Source organism: Leptospira ognonensis, assembly GCF_004770745.1.
GTDB classification, from domain to species: Bacteria; Spirochaetota; Leptospiria; order Leptospirales; family Leptospiraceae; genus Leptospira_A; species Leptospira_A ognonensis.
The window spans coordinates 32,132-52,513 of record NZ_RQGD01000031.1 but is presented as its reverse complement, the minus strand read 5'-3'; the positions used below and the strand labels follow the sequence as shown (position 1 = coordinate 52,513).

The window sequence follows — 20,382 nt, the reverse complement described above, 5'->3', positions numbered from 1 at the left end:
AATTTGAACTTTAATTTTAAAGAATTTGATAAACGTCTTAAATTGAAGGATGAAGAGTCTTCTTTTAAGACTACCTATTTAAGAATGCACTATTCTGAAGAATCGAGTAATGAGATAAAACAAGTTAAATGTTTATCCTGTTCGGAATATTTCCCTGAGGATAAATTAGGAACAATGAAAATATTACCGAAGCAGTTAAAGGTTAATTCATATGTCTTATATATTTTTGTTTGCGTCAATTGCAAAGTAGTTGATACGTTCGATAATGAAGATTTTATATTGGATATTTTGTCACTCAATACACTAAATTCCAGAAGAAAACTCGATTTTGAAATAGGTCATATTCGTGATATTCGGAACACTGTTTTAGTAGATTTGCGAATGCGAATTTCAGAGTATATTACTGATGGACTAAGCTTCTTTTCAGTAAATGAAGAGAAAAAGTATCTGTATTATTTTGGAGAGCTGTTAATTGATTTTTTTTCTCTTTTGCTTGATAATGATCTAATTTTTAAAGACAGAGCTGTGTTTTACGAAAAATTAATACATGTTTTAACATACGTATGGAAGAGGGAGGACTTTCTCCCAGAGAAAAATTATGCCTACCGAGGATTAGGAGATGATATTTTTTTAAAGATAAAATTTATTATCGCCCTAGAGGAAAATAGAATTCTATCCGGTGAGGAAATAAATGAAATATTTAGCACATTAATCAATAAAACTGAAAATAAAAAAGTGAAAGAAGTTAAAGTTGAAGATACTCTTTTTTTCTCGATGAAAGAATCTATAAAGAATCGAAGCTTGTATATGAATGATATTGTGTATAGCCAACTAAGAAAAAAGTTTGATTTTGTCTGAGTTGAAATCGTATTTACCTCACCTCACACCTCAACATTAAAAAAACCCAGTTGTCCTTTCAAAGGAATAAATCTCTTTCTCTTTGCATTCTTCAACACAAACCCATAAGGCCCACCAAACCATTTTGACTTCGACTTTTCCACGCAGTCAACGATCTCCGCTTCACCTACAATTCCACCGAGTTCAAATTCTTCAATCGGCGGAAGACTGATTTTATGCTTTTTTAATACATAATAATATGCTTCTGTTTCAAACTTTTTGCCTGCATGTATTAGCACCTTTCCTCGGAACGATGTTGACCAAGATCGATTTTCTATGTCTTTGTATCTATTTACGATTAGATAAGCCCAAGGCTGACGAATGCTAAGTGCCTTACTCGTTTTCTTTTTTTTGACTTCACTCATATTAGCCCCTTATCATCTTCCTTTTCAAAAATTCCTTAATTCACGAACCGAGTAGCCATTCTCTTTTTGATTCTTGATCATCAGGGCTTTAATTTTGGCTGCCGACGCTTTCTCTATGTCCGAAATTTCCACTCGCACAATCCACTGCTTTTTAACGAATTGAGTGGGTTCCGTTTTCAAATGAATGGAATGATCATGTTTCGTTGAGTTCAACACAATAATGCTGGAATACGGCAATGCCTTCCACGCTGTAACATTTAACGGAGATTTCAATTTACCTAACGGAATTCCTTTTTGGGCTCTACTCACTTTAGAGAAGGTATCCTCATCGGTTTTTGCTTGGATTATTTTCCCATCGCCCCCGGGCCATTCAACAACCGTAAGTGGCTTTTTATTCTCCTTTCCACTCTTGAGCAAAAGGCCGGAAACAGTGACTCTATGACAATAGGGAGAGTGTTCAGGACCAGGAATGGCACAACTACAAAAGAAGATGATCCTTTGATTCTTTTTAGAAGCATCCTGAGCGATTTGAAGCAGTGTTTCTGCAAATTCTGGTTGGTCGATTTGGATTCTTTTTCCTCTCTGTGATACAATCCTTCGATTTCCTAACTCCGGCATATTGATTACCCGTTTCTCACCGAGTAATTTCTGGAAACTGTTCCCATTAAAGCCTGGTGCCCGTACCGCATGACTCATTCGTATATCGACGAATACCGGAGGCGTATAACCTCTCGATTTTTCAATGGAATCGATTGTCTTTACGAGGGTAGGAACCTCCGTTCCCCATCCCCAATAGCCAAACGAGAAAATTGTGAGAGGGTCTTTTTTCATTCGAGTTAGATTCTGAGATTATGGAAATATGACATTCGTTAATAGGCTTAGTTGCTCCTGATTTGGGCAAGGGAAAAAAGTATCGAACGCTCATGATACAAAGGATGAGAATCCTTTGTGCTTTAAGTTTAAAACTATTTTTCAAACCCAGGTGGAATCAATCTAGTAATAGATTTAAGACCAAAGTCTTTGCCCTATATAAAGCCCGCGCCCGGATAGCAGCGGAAATCCGTTGCGTAAGCAAAAATTGGAGCGAATAGCCGGATAGGCGCTCCCCCTAATTTGTCCGACCCTTAATGTATAATATCATTATCATGGAAAAAACAATCATTCATAGAAGCATGTTCGTCGCTCTCGGAATCGTTTCGATGTTTTCTTTTTTCTGCTCGAGTCCGAACGATAGGGGAGAACCTGTTAGGAGCCTCCAGAATCGAAATGGCGAGTCTCATCGGGCTATAAACGAGGATTCAATCGATATTCATGCCCTAAATGCGCCACCCGATGCAGAGGGACATTTAGACGATCTTGTTATCTACCTCACCGAACCTTTTAAAAATGATAGGGACAAGGTCAGAGTCATCTTCCGTTGGACGGCCGATCGCATTGCCTATGATTGGAAGTCATACCTGTCCGGAAAATCCAAAGCATCCGATGCGAATTCTGTTCTCAAAACTCGCCTTTCAGTCTGCGAGGGATACGCAAATTTATTTACGGCGATGGCAGACAAGGCAGGAATCGAGAGTGTCGTTGTTTCCGGTTTTTCGAAAGGTCTCGGGTATTCTCCGAATCAAAAATTTAAGGTGCCTGATCATGCTTGGAATGCAGTGAAACTTGATGGAGAGTGGCACTTGCTTGATGTTACGTGGGCATCTGGTGTGATTGAAAATAATTCGTTCAAGAAAGTTTACAATGAGTATTACTATCTAACACCTCCCGAACAATTTATAAATGATCATCTGCCGGCGGACAAAAAGTGGCAACTATTGTCTCGGCCCATCTCTGTTAATGACTTTAAATCAGCAGTAAAAAAACACTCCGCATTTTACGAGTTGGGAATCAGCGAATTATCACCAAATTCGGATACCTTAAAAGCAAATGATTATCTGGAAATTGAAATAGTCGGGCCGCCAGGTCTTAACTTTTTGGCTGATCTCAATAAGTCACATGATTATACGTTTGTGGAAAGCCTTGGAACAAGTCACAAAATACTTGTTCTGTCACCTGGTCGCGGTAAGTATGAGTTAAATATTTACGCGAAGCATTCTTCCGAACAAGAATCTTATCCTGCAATTCTTTCCTATACGATTCATTTTCAAAAAGGTAATGTGAGAAATCAATTTGTCAAAGTTTACTCGGGCAATTTTTATTTGTTCTCTCCGAAGCAACGCTTTCTCAGTGAAGACTACACTTATGATTTTCAAATAGAAGTTCCACATGCCCTGGAAGTGGCATTTATCGATAGTTATGGGAAATGGAAACGATATTCTCGTGGATCAAATGATACGTTTTATATTAGAGACAGTTTTCCACGTGGGAAACTTACCATTAACGCAAAGTATGGAGAGGGGAGTTGGCCCACCTTAGTCGAGTATATCGTAGAATGAAAAGTCAGAATAAATACACTTTCTTTTTCGGAGTATTCTTGTTAGGCCTAGTTCTTAGCATATTTGAATACTTCAAGAAACTTGATTACTGCCTGAGCCCGCAGGTTTGTTTTGATCAGAGGTTGCTAAGCATTCCAATTGCGATTTTCATTCTCTGGTTTGTTTCTAGATCAAAATGGATCGCTAGAATATTTGATTGTATCTTTCATCAGAATCCAAAGCAGGTGATTCGGGAAGATTTAAATCAGATGGCGCGTTTTAAAACCAATGAATCTTATTCGCGGGAAACAGTCGGACGAATTCAATACAAACGTCTATTCTCTAAATCAATCAAATCACAAGAAAATGCTAGAAAAAATACTTGGTGGGATTACTCGGCTGAGTATATAGTTGGGCCTTGGGTAATTATTTCACTGCTCATCTTGATGCCACGAGTTAGGATCACGGGTAGGTTGGTCGGGCTGCTACTGGGTATAGTCCTTACAATTGCTTTGTATTTTTCCTGGATCACCTTTGACTACTGTCTACCGTTGAGCATGCATCAGACGGCAATGACAATTGGTGCAGGTTTTCTACTTCTCTTCGTTTCTACCTTTGCTTTCCTGCCTTTCATATCCCATTTCGCGTTGATGGGTATGTTGATTTGCCTGGTAGGGGTCACGGGGTACTTTATGGATGCGGTTCAGTTCATGGGTTGGATGACGTTATTTGGCCCATTATTTCTGGACTTTCTTTATCCTTGGACAGTGCAAGAATTCGGAAAAGACAAATTAGAAATATGAGCTTATTAAGAGGAAACTAACAAGTCGCATACTTTGGAAAATGTTTTTGCCGCTACATCATTAATCGAGGAAATTAATTTGTAAAAAGCCCGTTCCTGCACTAAGAAGGATACCCTTCGACGACATGGAGTCGGAGTTCATGCAGAACAGGCTAGATATGATTTAGACTCGACTCTTTAGAATGCCAACGGTTTTTAATTACAAATGAAATCTGACCGGCCTGAAAATTATCGTTTTTTAGTCGAAGCTGGAGATGCCGCCTTTTATGGTACGGGGCGCATTACCATTGTTGGCTCTTATGGAGTTTCTTAATCCTTTATTCTTGGAATGGTTAAATTCAAGACAAATCTGCAAGTGATTAGAAATGAGATCCTAGAACTCCAAAGTCAGGTGCAAAAAGATTCCTACTATAAATCTATTCCAAGTATTCAAAAGAGAGAGAAAACTGGTGGCTACTACTTTCATGCAACAGACGATATCCCTGAGGTTAGAAAGCTTTTTTTTGATTATATTAAAAAACTTGATCTAAGTTTCGAAGCTGTAGTTGCTCGGAAAATTACTGAAATTTTTGTAGCCAAGCATAACAGAAAGGAAGATGAGTTCTATGCCGATTTACTTTCGCATTTGCTAAAGAATAAATTGGAAAGTGAAGAGAATCTAGTTTTAGCCATTGCAAGTAGAGGGAAATCAACGCGAAACCACAATCTTGAAAATGCTCTAATTAAGGCTAAGTCCTCATTTTTTAAGAAAAATAGTCCATTAACGGCAGATAACGTAATAAAAGTGGATGAGTATAAACGATCCTGGCCGCCAAGACCCATTTTTAAATCTAAGCGAGATTAAATCATCACACCTCCACATTGAAAAACCCGAGTTGACCTTTCAAGGGCTTAAATCGCTTTCTTTTCGCATTTTTCATTACAAAACCATACGGACCAGAAAACCATTTCGACTTTGACTTTTCGACGCAGTCAACGATTTCTGCCTCACCTACAATACCACCCAGTTCAAAATCTTCGATCGGTGGAAGTTTTATTTTAAGATTTTTTAATACATTATAATAAGTTTCATTTTCAAACTTTTTGCCAGCATGTATCAAAACTTTTCCTCGAAATGAAGTAGGCCAAGATCCGTTTTCTACATCTTTATATCCGTTCACAATTAGATATGCCAATGGCTGACGAATGCTAATCGCTTTCATAGTTTTAGTCTTTTTCTTTTGAGTCAAATTCATTAGCTTCTCTTAATTAATTCTTTTAAAGGACTTTGTGTGAATTCTTTGAGTTCCTTTAAAGTAGAATGATCGTGCACATCATATCCCCAAAAAGATCTTTCTTCCTTCAAATAGGACAGCAGCTTTGAGTTATGTTTGGATTGGGAATCAATCGGGAAAGCCTTGAGAGTATACTCCGATTCAGACCATTGAACTCGATCGCTTTGGAATAGTAATGGATCATTTTCTTTATTGTTAAAACGAAGTACGGAACAGGGAGGAAGACTTAGCATTTCCTCTTTACTCAAGCTCGAAGCTAAATCCTTATAGAAGATCGTTCTCGGATATTTTGACAGTCGTTTGTATTGAGAGTCATTCACCGTAATTTCAAAGATAGACGGTTCGGCACCAGGCCATTCCATGACTCGAGCCTTTAATTTTTGCTTGGTTGCATAATGATATAATAATGCGGCAACAGTATAACGGTGACAATGAAATGTATGTCCTTCTTTCGGATATAGACAGGAACAAAAAAAGATTGTTCTTTGTCCTTGTTTGAACTTAGTCTTGATTACCTCTAACAAGACCTCTGCCGACTCAGGAACACTAATCTGTATCCGTGGACCGACCTTGGAGGTGATTCGTTTATTGCCCAGTTGTTTGAAGTTAAGAACTCGTTTTTCTCCCAATAATTTCTGGAAGGCATTCCCATTGAACCCAGGAGCCCGAACAGCATGATTCATTCTGATATCGACAAAGATAGGGGGAGCATAACCTCTAGATATCTCTACTTGATCCATCATTCTCACCATTTCTGGGACTTGTGTTCCCCAGCCCCAATAGCCGAAGGAAAAGATCGTAAATTGATTTTGCTTCTTCATGATCTTCACTATACTTTAACGTCTATTCATTTTGCACTTTAATCTCTAGTCGAAGCAAGCAAAATTCACTGTGTCATCGCAAAACACAATAACTATGCAACACCGAAAACTAGAGCAAACCTGGTGATATCTAGCAATCCATCATGATCACCTAAGACATCTTCTATCTCTCTTTTTTCCTTTCCTTTAAACACCTTGAGTATCAACGCTTATACGGGACAAATACATTCTCGTCTTTGGTGAGCAAATTTAAAAGTTTTGGATGAATAAAAAGTTTTTCTCGTCCTGATGACTGCTCCTCTAAAACACCAATGTCACACAATGCCTTAAGATACTCACTCGCAGTTTGCCGTTTCACAACATCCTTCTCTACGAGGTTACTAATACGGCAGTAAGGTTTTTCAAAGATTAGATCTATAAGCTCATAGCTGTATATTTTTGGCAGTTCATTCCGAATGTACTCAGAAGAATTTTCTTGAAGATCCTTTATTGCCGTAATTTTTGAAGTTGTCCATAGAGCAGTTTCCTCAACACCTTTCAAAATATACAATATCCATTCCTCCCAAAGATCTTTTGTGGTAACACTGAGCAGGAGACGGTAATAATCGGCTTTATTTCGGATAATATAACGGCTAAGATAAAGAATGGGAAGTGTCAATAGATCCTTTTGTATTAGAAAAAGTGAATTTATAATTCGGCCGGTACGGCCGTTCCCATGTGTAAAAGGGTGAATGGCTTCAAACTGGTAATGAATGATAGCCATACATATCAGGGGATCAAAATCATCGAACTCATGAAGGAACCTCTCCAAGTTCGTTAGAAGATCTCGGATCACAGTTTCACCGACAGGAGGAGTATAAATAACCTTGCCCGAATTTTCATTACTTAGTGCAGTCCCTAGAACCCTCCGAACAGTCATTTCATGCCCTTTAATCGTACTGCAGATGATTTCGGCGGTTCTCGTTCCGAGGGGCCTCCTATCGAGCGACTTATAACCTTCAAAAAGAGCAGTGCGGTATTGGAGAGCTTCTTTCGTTGCCAAATCAGCCTGATCCATGCTATCAGAAAAACGAAACAGCTGATCGAATGTTGTAACTATATTTTCTATTTCGGAACTCGCTTGTGCTTCAAGCAGAGGAAGGGTATTAATCAACATACTCTGATTTGGTATCAGATTGGCTGCTTGTTTAAGCTCTGCAAGCGCCGTGCGAGCTGCAATGCATGACTTTAGAACAATTCGTGTTTCTATTTCAATAGGCGGAGGTAGTTGCGGAAGATCATTATAAGGCCTTTCGGGTACCCATCTGTTTTTTTGTGCCATAATTCTAATAAATTTCCAATGATCGACTGCAGATGATTTCCTGTCGAAGCATTCGACATGTCATCCTTATGTGTCGACATTTTTCATTTCTATCGACACATAAGGATGACTTTGTTTTGGAGTCGGAATAGAAATTGAATGTTAATGAAAATGTTTAAAATAAAAAAGCTACTTAGCAATCCATCATGATCAGCTTCTACATTTTCTTACTCCTTTTCCTCCTTTCCTGGGCTATCTCTTTTCTCCCACAGATTCGTGTTTATCTTCCCGAAGGGAAATTTCATTCCTTTAAAATCCTATACACCGCTGGTGCCAGTTTTCTCTGCTTTTGTTTCCTGCAATGTTCCCAGGAAGAAGGAGAATCTAGCATGGTTTGGAAAGGGGTAGCGGTACACGAGTTCGTGCACCAAAAACAACAACGATGGCTTTCTCCGCTTCTCTTCGGACTATTCTATTTCGGGGAATGGCTATTTCGAAAATGTATCCTTCGCCAAGGTTGGATGACAGCCTATGAAAATTTAATTTGGGAAAAGCAAGCGGAGAGGGCAAGATTTGCTTATTTGCAGAGCGGAAAAAATCGTTTTATCTGAGTTAACGATCCTCAATTATAATTCTATGGCCGATATCAAATCATATTATTTAGCAACAAATTACAAAGTAGCAGTTTTCACGCTTCCGATTCGGATCGGTCAAATCCATCCGGAACTCGAGGCCTTACTATTGTCATACGGCCATACACAATGGTGTTATCTCACATCCTGGAATCCTCGGAGCCAGTGGCAAGAATTGGAAACAAATCAATCTCGAAATAAAGAATTGCTTTCGATGATAGAAGAAACTCCGAGTTATAAAGTTTTCCCAGGAGTAGGGGAGTCGCCTGACGGGGATTGGTCGGAAGAAAGTTTTTTAATTTTGGGGATGGATGAGAAGGCTGGGTACAGACTTGCTGTGAAATTTGAACAAAATGCCTTCGTATGCGGGGAGAAGGGAAGTGTCGCAAAACTTGTCATGACCGAATTGAGTTAAACATTGGCCTAGGCCTACATCTTCAATAAACCTTCCATCTGCGATCCGATCATTCCTGGGCCTTTAAATTTAAATAGATAAAATAGATTTCCTTTTGCATCCGTCTCTTCAGAATCAACTGCCAAACCATATTTCCAATATTCTAAATCTCGTTAGATGCTACTCGCAAATCAATAATCGTGTCCGCGCCGACGAAATCCTAGTTTTTGCCATCAAAACAGTGGAGGATGACGGACGCTTGAAGCAGGCAAAAGAAGGCATTTATATCGAGTAGGGTGCGATTGTTTGTGCCATCTTTTCTATCGATTTATATTAATGCCATTTGGACGCGATGAGTGTATCACAAATCGAGAACCTGATTTTAGTCGTTCTACTTAGGTTTTCGTAAACTCTTGGTGCAATTAAATATCAACCTCGAAGATTCTATTACTGTCTCCTATTATATCTCGTATCGAAAAAGGAGAGGGGAGCTTACGACAAAGATAAAGAATTTTATATCTAATAAGAGTAGAATAAAGTAAGTTTAACACGCTTCAAAGAAGGGTAGTTAGAAGTTACTAGCCAGGAATCTTCAATATTAAGCCTTTTATAGCTCAATTCTGTATCACTTTTATAGGAGAAAGTTACAGGTTCGCATCGATTGAGTAAATTTTTTTGAAAAATATCGCAAAACTTAGAAAATACTCACATAACATGTTTGACGAAACAAATAAGCAGGCGTAAGGTTGACGGGATTGATTGATGTAACGGGAAAGTGGTGGGATTGAGGTGGCATAGCGAAATACGGCTTGTACCTGTTATGCGCCATGATTTTATATTTTACTTAAAAAAAGGATACACAAATGAATATATTAGAATGGATCGATGTTGGAAAAGTTTCAGCGGAGAGAGATGAAAACTTACATTATTATTTTTCTGATAATGGAATCCTAAAGAATATCATCGCTAGTCCTTCTTCGTTTCTGATTCTAGGCAGAAAAGGGGCAGGCAAAACTGCTTTATTTAATTTCCTCAAATCTAACGAAAACGATTACCTGGAAAAAGGAAATAAATTGACTACTCTAAATTTTGATGATTATGACTGGAATGTTCACACATTACTATTTGATTCATCTAAGGCAGAATCAATGGCATACAAACAATCTTGGATATTTGTTATATTGGTCGAAAGTATTAAGCAAATTTCAGAATATTATAAGGAAAATAGGATAAACCCTCCAAAATTATTCATCAATACAAACAAATTACTAGAAAAACTTTTTGAATCACCTATACCGTCGCTTTCAAAAATTATAGGAAGAAAAATTCTAGGATTATCTAAACTTAAGCTACCATCCGGTGGTTTAGACTTAGAATCAGGCGATCTAGATTCGATTTCTATCAATGCTGGTGAAATTACCTTTGAGGAGGTAAGACAAAACCATACTTTACAAAGCCATCTAGCGGAGAATATTAAAAATATAATCGCTCACTTACAAAATGCTATTTTAAGTTTAAATAGAAATGATATTTCAATTTTTATAGCTTTCGATAGAGTTGACGAAGCGTGGGATGAATCTTCCTTTCAACAATCAAAAAAAGTAATTGCAGGGTTAATCTCTGCTAACGATTATTTTACTTCAAAATTTAAAAATTTAATAAGACCTATTTTATTTCTTCGGGAAGATATTTTCCATTCATTAAGTATCAATGATGCAAACAAATTATTGGAAGATTGCGGTAGATTACTCTCATGGAAAAAAGAAAGTTTAGAAAAACTAATTCTAGAAAGAATCAACTATTTTGCCAAGAACTCGAATATCCCAAACATTACATCAATTGATAATTTATTTGATAAAAAGGAAATGAGACAAAGAACAAAACCATTTACTTATATATTAAAAAGAACTATGATGCGTCCAAGAGATTTAATTTCTTATATGAGAAGAATAATAGAAACGATGAAAGAAAATAATGACGATCCATTTCAAGAAAGTAAAAAGGATTACAAAAAACTTGAAACCGAATCAATCTATTTAGCAGAGCCTGGTTACTCGGAATGGCTCAAACAGGAAATTATTGATGAATGGAAAGTACAAAAACCAGAAATATTTAAAATCTTTTCAGTTCTGCAAAACAATTCTTATACAACTATCACAAAAGAAGAATTCATTAACGGGTTTTCTACCATTGGTGAAGAAATTACAAATGAACAAGCGAATGAATATATTAGATTTCTCTTCAATAACTCTATAGTTGGCTTTAAAATTGGCAGTTCAAATGAATGGAAATATAAATGCTTTTATCCAACCCAAGGATTCATAGATTCACCTGAGTATAGAGTGCACGATGGTCTATCTCGGGGATTAAATTTAAAAGAAACCCGAGGAAAGGATAATTAAAGCACGGCGGATAGCTACGCATTATCGCTGCGCTTCGGGACTGCCGCCCTCGCCTGGGCTACGCCACTTTCCTCTCCGTCAGGCTTTCTTGGCTGCGCAAAAAGCGCGCCGACGCTAACGCCTACTACGTAGGCTCAGCTACGAGGAACGTCAATAATGCTAATTCGTTATACGCCAGATCTTAAAAACAATTGTCATGAAACAGAAAATTGAGTTATATATATTATCATTGTGGCTACTTTTTATTATGATAGCATTAAGAACCATAAATATACCCATATACATGGGGTTAGATGCGAAATTTATTGGTTTTTTTGAGTTACTAAAATTGAATATTTTGCCAACCGTTTCGCTTTTCATGTGTATCATTTGTTATATATTCTACAATAGATTTACACATGATATTTCAAATAATTTTACTAATATAGGAAAAGTAATTAAAACGGAAGATATGAGTTATGAGCACTTAGTATTCTTAGCTACTTATATACTTCCGTTCTTTACTTTTGATGCAAATGATATTAGATCGTTTGTATCAATGGTAGTTTTATTGATCGCAATAGGGTCAATATATATAAAGACTGAAAAATTTTTTACAAATCCTACCTTGGCACTATTAGGATTCAAACTATACAAAATTGAATTCAAAAATCACAATCAAGCAGTAATTAACATGACAATTATTTCAAAAAAAATAATAAAACCCGAGGATACAATTCATATACGACTGCTTGGAGAAAATATAGCTTATGGCGAGGTAAAAGATGGAATTTGATGACTTAAAAATAAATCTTTCTGCATTTATAAATAGCGACCAAATTATTTCGAATCTTATTTTTATACTCAGAAATAACGAATCTATATATGGAAGACAGGCAATAATTGACCAGCAAACCCAAGAAGAGCTAACGGTAACTTTCAGAAACTATCTACTAGAAAATATTTTATATAATGAAGCCTTTTCATTACTTCCTTTATCAAAGGCAGATGAAAGAAAATCTGTACTATATCGATATGATATAGACGACTTACCAAAGGAATTGAAAGAAATCAAAGAATTGTACCAGGATAACTCGACTCAAGTATTCAATCATTCAGAAGATAATCTAAGCAAACTAAAAGGAATAGGGCTTCAAATTTCTTCGTCATCAAATAAGCTTTTACTTTATAAACAACACTACCCAGTCCAATTTATGAAGAATACAAAAAATTTTAGTATCAAAAGATTAAGGAACGAAAGCAGATTCGAAAAACTTCAAGAGGATATAATAAAAATTAATACATCACTGGATTTCTTTTTCTTTAATGATGAATGCTTTATTCAGAACCTTAATGTAGTAGAAAAATACTTCGGAGTTCACGAAGCTATAATCAATACAGCCATATCAGGAATTTCTAAAATTAAAGAAACTGAATTGTTAGAAGATACTAAACCACTTGAGGATCGAATCTCCGATATCTCATTTGCGCGAAAATTAATACGGGCAGAAAGAAATTCTCCCGTTTTGGGAGCTATTTCCAATACAGACATTATCGAATTCACAAAACAACATCTATTTTTTAAAGATGTATTTGAATATACATCAGATAATAAAAAGATAATTTTAAATACAAAAACCTCTTCAGATAAATTTTTACTTATGCTTAATGATGATTACCTAAGGTCGGAATTGACTCAAAAAAGATATTCAATAAGAGCAAAAGATGAGATAACTTAAGATCCAGCGTATAACAACGGCTGAGACGCTAACGTCTTTGCGAGACTCAGCTACGGACAACGTCGTGTATCCAAGTTCGTTATGCGACATGATAATAATTTCTAAGGAATAACGATGGTAGACTTCAAAGAAAAATTAAACTCCCAGAATTTAGAAAAAGGAAAAGACCCCTTTAAGATATATGACAGTTTAGATAGATCAAGTGAGAAAGGTCCTCTTCGACCCGCGCAACAAGAAATTTTAGATAGATGGTTTAGTGAATCCCTGGAAGCAAAGGATAGTATCATTAAACTACAGACTGGCCAAGGAAAAACTCTCATTGGCTTACTAATACTACAAACATATTTGAATAGAGAAGAAGGTCCAAGTTTATATCTTTGCCCAAATAATTATTTAGCGAAACAGACACATTTGCAAGCCACATCTTTCGGTTTCGACACAGTTCTTATCACAAAGGAAGATATTCCTGATGAATTTTTAAATAATAAAAAAATACTTATTACATCTATTTCCAAACTTTTTAATGGCTTAACTAAATTTGGATTAAAAAATAGATCCGAAAAAGTTGGAACTATTGTTATAGATGATGCTCATTCTTGCGTTGAACATATAGCTTCAACTTTTCAAATTATATTTCCGGCAAATAATCTCCCCTATCAAAAGATTTTACATTTATTTAGAGGTGACTTGGAATTTCAAGGAAAAGGTACGATGCTTGATATTGTATCTGGAGACCCCCAATCACTTTTAAAAATTCCTTATTGGGCTTGGATAGAAAAACTTGAAGAAGTAACAGCGATTATTCACGGAGAGAAGGATAAGAATGACTCTGTAAAATATTCTTGGCCAATATTAAGAGATCGACTTTTAAATTGCCAGGCGTTCATAAATGGAAAGAGTATTCAAATTAGTCCTTATAAAATTCCAATTTCAGATTTTGGTTCATATTTTGATGCAAAACATAGAATTTTTATGTCTGCTACCATTTACGATGATTCTGCATTAATAAAAAATCTCGAAGTCTCTTCGAATGCAATACTCAATCCTATCCGTTTAAAAGAAGAAAAATGGTCTGGGGAAAAAATGATTTTAATACCAGGATTGATAGATGCCGAGCTAACTCGGGAAGAAATTATTCCTTACTTTGCAAAGCCTTCAAAAAAAAAGTATGGAGTTATCGCTGTTTCAAATAGCGAAAAAAATGCAAAATTATGGGAGGCTAATGGTGGTATAATTGTTAAGAAAAATAACATTTCAGAGTCGATAGATAATCTAAAAAGACAAAAATTCGAAAATACTTTTGTAATTCTAAATAGATATGATGGAATCGATTTAGCAGATGAACTATGTCGAATCCTAATTATTGATGGAAAACCATATTCAGAAAACCTCTCTGATATTTATTTAGAAACTGTTATTGAAGAAACTTCTCTAGTAATTACTAAAACAGCACAGAGAATTGAACAGGGTTTAGGTCGAAGCGTTAGAGGTGAAAAAGACTACAGCGTAATAATTTTGCTAGGTAATGAACTTATAAAAGAAATAAGAACTAAAACTACACAAAATTTATTTTCGGAATATACAAAAAAACAAATTGAAATAGCTCTAGAAATTGCCTCTGATGCTTCAAAAGAACTTAAACCAGAAGAAAGTAAGTTCAAGGTAATAGAAGATCTTATTCTGCAATGCATAAACAGAAATGAAGGCTGGAAACAATATTATAATCAAGAAATGGCAAAAGTTAGCCATTTAAATAAAGAAAACGATAAAATTTCTTTAGTCGAATTAGAATTGGAGGCAGAAAAATATGCTGAGCATTTTAATTTCAAAAGTGCTGCTATCAAAATTCAAGAATTAATTGATTCGCTGACGAATGAAAAAGAAAAAGCTTATTATATACAAACTTTAGCTCGATACACGTATCATTTCAGTAAAAACGAGTCACTTAACCAACAGATTTCAGCCCATAAAAAAAACCGTCTTCTACTTCGACCGAAGGAAGGAATGGTTTTTGAAAAAATTGAGATAATAAGTCAAAATAGAATAAAAAATATAATAACTACTTTAAAGAGATATGAAAATTTCAATGAGCTTCAACTTTCTATATCACTTATTTTGACAAACCTTGATTTCGGAATAAAGTCAGACAAATTTGAGAAAGCTTTGGATGATTTGGCTAAAATTCTAGGCTTCGAAAGTCAAAGACCAGATAAAGAATGGAAAGAAGGACCAGATAATTTATGGGCAATATCAGATAACCAATACTTATTATTTGAATGCAAAAATGAAGTTGAGCTAGATAGGAAGGAAATATATAAAGGTGAAGTCGAACAAATAGATCAAGCAATTGGCTGGTTCAAAAAAAATTACTTAGGCGTTCAGATGAAGCCATTTTTGATTATACCAACCCTCAGGATTCCGGAAAAACTTTACTTAGACAAAGATGTCAAAGTTATTAGACAAGGTAAATTGAACGAATTCAAAAAAAATATCAAAGCTTTTGTTTTAGAATTTCATAATCAGGATTTTCAATCTTTATCAACAGAATTCATTAATAAACTCTTAACAATTCACAATTTACAGAAAGAGGATCTTTTACAAAAATATTCTGAAGATCCTAAATATTTTTAATCAGAATCATGTCGCTTAACATCAGATGTCTGTTACTGGAGGGAATAGTCTTCTTTGCATGCTATTTGGTATTTACGAAATATTATTTTAAATATGGAAGGCTTTAAAATAAACTGAGAAGTTCAATCAAATTTGTCGTCGTTTGAATGCTTTTGGGAACGAGTTTACTTGCTGTTGATGTACCCCAATTCAATGTTGAAAAACTTAAATATGAAAACTGGGAAAGTTACCCTCTCGGGTTATATGGCGAAAATTCACGTCCCAAATGGTTTCAAATTCTCAGATTCGAAGCAAAGTCAATTTGTATTGCATGATGTTTGGGGAAATCCTCCGAATGAGGAGATTCTAGGAATGATTTTTCAGAAAAATGAATCTCCGATTAGTGAGAAATTTTCTTAAACCGTTTCCATCTCCTTTACTGATGAAGGTCACGTCGAGGATGAAAAGGCTAAAGCCTTAGACTATGATGAACTTCTTAAAAAAATGTAGGAAGAAACTTCTGATTCGAATGAAGATCGAGTTAAAGAAGGATACCCTTCACTGGAACTTGTCGGATGGGCATCCAAGCCATTCCATGATGCAGAATCTAAAAAATTCCATTGGGCTAAAAATATAAAATTTGGCAATTCTGATATTAACACCTTAAACTAAAATATTAGAATGCTAGGAAGAAAAGGGGTTCTCGTTCTAAATATTATTTCGGATATTGATAAATTTCCCATCGTTGAAAAAGATATACCTACTCTTTTAACATCAACGGAATTCAATTCAGGAGAAAAGTATTCTGACTTTAATCCCATTATAGATAAAGTTGCAGCCTATGGAAATGGTGGACTGATAGCGGGAAAGGTTCTTGCAAAAGTTGGACTTTTCGGAATGTTAGCTAAATCTTGGAAGTTGATTGGCATCGGATTCTTAGCTCTCATCGGTATTGTAAAAAAATATTTCAATAAGTCGTCGGAAAATTAGTAACGTATAACTGTGTTCAACATCGCTTACCGCAGATTTAAATCTGGTCTGGAATTATTCTACGAATCCCCGGCATATTATTAAATGGAATTTCGCAGATCCATCCTGGCATTGCACTAGTGCAGAAAATGATTTAAGAAAGGGCGGGAAATACCGTGCAAGAATGGAAGCGGAAGATGAAAGTTTTGGATTCGATTTTGAAGCGAGATATGATAATGTCTTAGAGAAAAAAAGTTAGAATATATTATGACGTATGGAAGAAAAGCCAGTATCGTATTTAAAACCGTAGGTAATCAAACGAATGTGAACTTGAAATTTGATACTGAGGATAAGAACCCTTTAGAAATGCAAATTCGTGGCCGGCAATCGATTCTAGACAATTTTTAAAGATACGCTGAAAATAATTAGATTAATAGAAAATTCAAACGAGATGTTAGGCCTATTAGCATTTGATCAAAGCATTTTCACTTCTTCAAAGAAAGATGCTGGCATCGGATATTCTAACTCCCATTCCATGGAGATAGGCCTCTCTCCATGATAGCTCAATAATTCTTTGGCAGGTCCGAGATATAAATAGGGACTTGTTTCTCCTTCCACTTTTTTAGCAAGTCTCGCAAAGAATAAAATCGTATATCCTCTCTCATGAAAATGAATGTAGTTCTGTCCAGCCACTCCATCAATGGTACCTGATGATTGGCTTTGCCAATGAAGTTTACTCCGGCTTATAGGATAATCATTATAAGAAGTAGTGCTTGAAAATAGTTTTTCGTCTTTGTGGAAAGTGACCAGATGAATATATACTTTTTTATCGGCATAATGAATGACACCTTGGCCAGATGGCCCTGGATTTAAAATAGTTGCAAGGCCTAGGCAAGCCTTAATTTCATAAGATCCAACTTCGCTATGCAATGGTATTGGAAACGCAAAAGGCAATTGAATCTCTTTCACGGGAAATTCATACGTTGTTTTTTTCCATTCAGCAATTTCTTTGGCATCCTGAACGACAGAAGGATTGCGCAGCCATCTCGCCAATGACTCCTCCCAATTTTTTACGCCTATCTCGCTGCCTTTAATACCCCACATTACATAGTGTAGGCAAGTCTGTAACTCGGGATCAGCATCTATCGTTTGGAAATTACCACGAGCCAATTCAATAAAAGCATTCAAGAGATTCGGATACGTTCTAGTAGCAAGTCTCGAAAGTGCGGATCGTCCTTTTTGCAAATCTGGATCTATTAGACTAATTTGATTTGGTCGAGATACTTTCCATTCTGACCAAGTTTTACTTTTTAACACTACCAAGGCGCTAAGTGCACTTTCCGTAAGAAAATTGGAAAAATTGAATTCACCGGATCGTGAAATATCCCAAGTATTAATTAATTCGGGTATGAAGTGATTTAGATCCTTGAAAATTTCTTTAAGTTTCTTTAGTATAGAATCTCGAGCAATACGCTCCAACTGAATTGCACAACCTGATGGCAAGTTAGGAAATTCCTCTTCAACTTCGTTCTCTAAACTTCGACGCTTCTTCTTGAGTAGCGCTGCAAACTTCCTATCTATGCGATACTTTTTATGTGTATGTCCGATGAAGTCGAGTACAGTAAGACAAACTTTATTTGGAGCATGTCTTAAACCTCTACCGAGTTGTTGCAGAAAAATTGTTAAACTTTCGGTAGGTCGTAAAAATAAAACTGTATTGATCTCAGGAATGTCGATGCCTTCATTAAAGACATCCACTGTAAAAAGAAATTTTAAAATGCCCGCACGGAAACTCTTCAGACGCTGTGCACGTATCTCCGAGTCGATCTCGCCAAGTATGACTTCGGTAGGTATTCCAAATTGTTTGAAACATTCGGCCATATAATGAGCATGTTTTACGCTCGCACAAAAACCTATTCCTCTAACCTCATCTAAATTTGGTTGGTATTTCAGAAGTGATTCATAGATTAGAGCTGCCCTTTGTTTGGCTCTAATGTCATCTCCAGTATAAACATTTTCTAATTCTTTAAGATCAAACTTTCCATTTTTCCAAAACTTATCTTCCGTAAGATCTACATTATCACTCACACCGAAGTAATGAAAAGGACAGAGAAGTCTTTCGTCCAAGGCTTCGGGTAATCTGATTTCCGCAGCAAATCGATTCCCAAAATCACCCAGAATGGAATCGCCATCCATTCTCTCAGGAGTCGCAGTTAATCCCAACATAATATCACATTCAAAGTTATCAAATATAGGCCTGTAACTTGATGCCGCTGCATGATGCGCCTCATCTAAAATGATAAAGCGAAAGTAATCTTTTCCAAGTTTATCCCATAGCTTCTTTGATTGGATGCTTTGGATCGAGGCAAACAAATGTTGTGGGGAATCATTTTCGACAAATGGATCAAGTCCATCCACTAGGAGATAACCGAAATTTTGGTCTCTTAATGCCATTCGAAAGCAACCTAATGCTTGTTCTAAAATCTCCTTTCGATGAGCAATGTAAAGAAGGGTAGGCTTGGTACCTGAGATCTGACAATAGTTTCTATAATCAAAGGCTGAGATTACGGTTTTTCCCGTTCCCGTCGCCGCAACAATTAGATTTCGTCTATGGCCTAATTGTCTGTCGGAAGCAACCTGTTCAAGAATTCGCTCTTGATACGTCCTTGGAATTAAATCTGCAAAAAAGGTATTTTGGGTATTAGAGGGATTTTTATATACTAGTAGGGCTTTCTTAAATCGAAGAAGGTCCAAGTCGGATTGTAATACTTGGTATTCTTTGTCCTCCCAGTAGGATTCAAATTCGGCCGTGAATCTATCCAAAATGTGAGGCATATCTTGAGCCGTGACTTTCACGGTCCATTCCAGCCCCTCGGTCATTGCCGCATCCGTCATATTCGCCGAACCAATGTATGCAGCTGAATAACCAGTCTTTCTAAAAAAGTGATAAGCCTTCGCATGGAGGCGAGTCCGTCCCGGATCATAGGAGACTCTAATTTGTACGTTTGTAAGCTGGGAGAGCTTTCGCAGAGCCTCCGGATCACTCACACCCATATAACTTGTAGAGATGATTCGAACGGGAACTTTTCTTCCCTGCAAGATTTCAAACGCAGGATAAAGTAGTCGCAATCCTGACCATTTAATAAAAGAAACAAGAATATCCACTCGATCAGCCGTCATTAGCTCGGCCCGGATCTCATGATCTAACGAAGGATCATTGCCTTGACCAGTTAATAATGAACTAATATGTAAGGAAGTAGTCGGTCTCTTAAGAGCTTTGTCTGTCGAAAGTAGAAGCTGAGAATTATCAATCCCTATTAATTTCTTTCTTTTGATATAGTCAAGACCCTCTGTGGAGGATAAGAGCTCCAAAATTTGATTATAAATTTCCACTTGCTTCGCGGATTCTAACCCGGACAAAGCTTTATTCAATATCTGAGATAGAAAGAGAGCGTATACGGCAGGTGCTTCTTCATCATCGATTTTTCTCAAAATGGGAGTCAAATCGGTTCGGCCCAAAATCTCGCTTAACTCGAGATCGATTAAGCGATCGTATATTCCTGGGACGATTTCTTCCATGAAACTGAATTAAAGCTTATATTATTAATATTCAAGTAAATTTCTAAGGTCCCAGCCCCAATATCAAAATGAAAACATCGTTAAATCCGGTTTCTTTCTCATATCTAGTTTGCTCCCCACATCTCACATAATGCGATTTATAGCACATTTAAAAACTCATTTGCTTGACGGAATGTAATTTAGAAAAAGCTTATATTGAACCACC

At 36.4% G+C, this 20,382-nt stretch carries 17 protein-coding genes and 1 pseudogene; 12 read left to right on the top strand and 6 right to left on the bottom strand.

Annotation, left to right across the window (positions count from 1 at the left end; all coding sequences use genetic code 11):
* Positions 1–3 precede the first annotated feature (3 nt).
* A complete protein-coding gene (locus EHQ58_RS10270; RefSeq protein WP_135623813.1) occupies positions 4–858 on the top strand; it encodes a hypothetical protein in 855 nt (284 codons plus the stop codon).
* Between the two features lie 23 nt (positions 859–881).
* On the opposite strand, the gene EHQ58_RS10265 is transcribed toward EHQ58_RS10270, so the two are convergent.
* Both EHQ58_RS10265 and EHQ58_RS10260 read right to left on the bottom strand, forming a co-directional pair.
* Positions 882–1,262 carry an ASCH domain-containing protein gene (locus EHQ58_RS10265; RefSeq protein WP_135623812.1) on the bottom strand — a complete coding sequence of 127 codons (381 nt, stop codon included), beginning with the start codon at positions 1,260–1,262 and terminating at the stop codon, positions 882–884.
* A 24-nt stretch (positions 1,263–1,286) separates the two neighbouring features.
* The gene (locus EHQ58_RS10260; RefSeq protein ID WP_135623811.1) at positions 1,287–2,093 is read right to left on the bottom strand and encodes a DUF488 family protein; all 807 of its coding nucleotides are present in this window, start codon (positions 2,091–2,093) and stop codon (positions 1,287–1,289) included.
* 314 nt (positions 2,094–2,407) lie between these two features.
* Between EHQ58_RS10260 and EHQ58_RS10255 the strand changes: the two genes are divergently transcribed.
* The 3 genes from EHQ58_RS10255 to EHQ58_RS10245 all read left to right on the top strand — a co-directional run bounded on the left by EHQ58_RS10255 (position 2,408) and on the right by EHQ58_RS10245 (position 5,322).
* Entirely contained in the window at positions 2,408–3,697 is a 1,290-nt protein-coding gene (locus EHQ58_RS10255) for a transglutaminase domain-containing protein (RefSeq protein WP_167883599.1), read from the top strand.
* Entirely contained in the window at positions 3,694–4,479 is a 786-nt protein-coding gene (locus EHQ58_RS10250; protein ID WP_135623809.1) for a hypothetical protein, read from the top strand. Before EHQ58_RS10255 ends, EHQ58_RS10250 begins: the two co-directional genes overlap by 4 nt.
* A 327-nt stretch (positions 4,480–4,806) precedes the next feature.
* Entirely contained in the window at positions 4,807–5,322 is a 516-nt protein-coding gene (locus EHQ58_RS10245; protein WP_135623808.1) for a hypothetical protein, read from the top strand.
* A gap of 4 nt (positions 5,323–5,326) precedes the next feature.
* Here EHQ58_RS10245 and EHQ58_RS10240 read toward each other — a convergent pair whose 3' ends face one another.
* The 3 genes from EHQ58_RS10240 to fic all read right to left on the bottom strand — a co-directional run bounded on the left by EHQ58_RS10240 (position 5,327) and on the right by fic (position 7,894).
* On the bottom strand, positions 5,327–5,680 hold the full coding sequence (locus tag EHQ58_RS10240) for an ASCH domain-containing protein (protein WP_135623807.1): 354 nt from the start codon (positions 5,678–5,680) through the stop codon (positions 5,327–5,329).
* 32 nt (positions 5,681–5,712) lie between these two features.
* Positions 5,713–6,573, bottom strand: a complete 861-nt coding sequence (locus EHQ58_RS10235) for a hypothetical protein (protein WP_135623806.1) — start codon at positions 6,571–6,573, stop codon at positions 5,713–5,715.
* A gap of 202 nt (positions 6,574–6,775) precedes the next feature.
* Positions 6,776–7,894, bottom strand: a complete 1,119-nt coding sequence (gene fic, locus EHQ58_RS10230) for a protein adenylyltransferase Fic (protein ID WP_135623805.1) — start codon at positions 7,892–7,894, stop codon at positions 6,776–6,778.
* Positions 7,895–8,079: 185 nt separating this feature from the next.
* Here fic and EHQ58_RS10225 point away from each other — a divergent pair, with 185 nt between their 5' ends.
* The 8 genes and pseudogenes from EHQ58_RS10225 (at position 8,080) to EHQ58_RS19050 (ending at position 16,857) form a co-directional block, all read left to right on the top strand.
* The gene (locus tag EHQ58_RS10225) at positions 8,080–8,484 is read left to right on the top strand and encodes a hypothetical protein (protein ID WP_135623804.1); all 405 of its coding nucleotides are present in this window, start codon (positions 8,080–8,082) and stop codon (positions 8,482–8,484) included.
* Entirely contained in the window at positions 8,447–8,920 is a 474-nt protein-coding gene (locus EHQ58_RS10220) for a DUF3293 domain-containing protein (RefSeq protein ID WP_167883598.1), read from the top strand. The genes EHQ58_RS10225 and EHQ58_RS10220 overlap by 38 nt, the downstream gene beginning before the upstream one ends.
* A gap of 842 nt (positions 8,921–9,762) precedes the next feature.
* On the top strand, positions 9,763–11,301 hold the full coding sequence (locus tag EHQ58_RS10215; RefSeq protein WP_135623802.1) for a P-loop ATPase, Sll1717 family: 1,539 nt from the start codon (positions 9,763–9,765) through the stop codon (positions 11,299–11,301).
* Between the two features lie 196 nt (positions 11,302–11,497).
* The gene (gene kwaA, locus EHQ58_RS10210; protein WP_135623801.1) at positions 11,498–12,076 is read left to right on the top strand and encodes an anti-phage protein KwaA; all 579 of its coding nucleotides are present in this window, start codon (positions 11,498–11,500) and stop codon (positions 12,074–12,076) included.
* Complete coding sequence (gene kwaB, locus EHQ58_RS10205; protein WP_135623800.1) at positions 12,066–13,019, top strand: anti-phage protein KwaB; 954 nt, start codon at positions 12,066–12,068, stop codon at positions 13,017–13,019. The genes kwaA and kwaB overlap by 11 nt, the downstream gene beginning before the upstream one ends.
* A gap of 114 nt (positions 13,020–13,133) precedes the next feature.
* The gene (locus EHQ58_RS10200) at positions 13,134–15,650 is read left to right on the top strand and encodes a DEAD/DEAH box helicase family protein (RefSeq protein ID WP_135623799.1); all 2,517 of its coding nucleotides are present in this window, start codon (positions 13,134–13,136) and stop codon (positions 15,648–15,650) included.
* A 177-nt stretch (positions 15,651–15,827) separates the two neighbouring features.
* Positions 15,828–16,619: pseudogene (locus tag EHQ58_RS18940) on the top strand (DUF2167 domain-containing protein).
* Positions 16,620–16,629: 10 nt separating this feature from the next.
* Positions 16,630–16,857, top strand: coding sequence for an SRPBCC domain-containing protein (locus EHQ58_RS19050; RefSeq protein WP_342776236.1), 228 nt, complete (start codon positions 16,630–16,632; stop codon positions 16,855–16,857).
* Positions 16,858–17,072: 215 nt separating this feature from the next.
* Here the strand turns inward: EHQ58_RS19050 and EHQ58_RS10170 are convergent, their stop codons facing one another.
* Positions 17,073–20,177 (bottom strand): DEAD/DEAH box helicase, encoded by a 3,105-nt coding sequence (locus EHQ58_RS10170; protein ID WP_135623796.1) that lies wholly within the window; start codon positions 20,175–20,177, stop codon positions 17,073–17,075.
* Positions 20,178–20,382 lie beyond the last annotated feature (205 nt).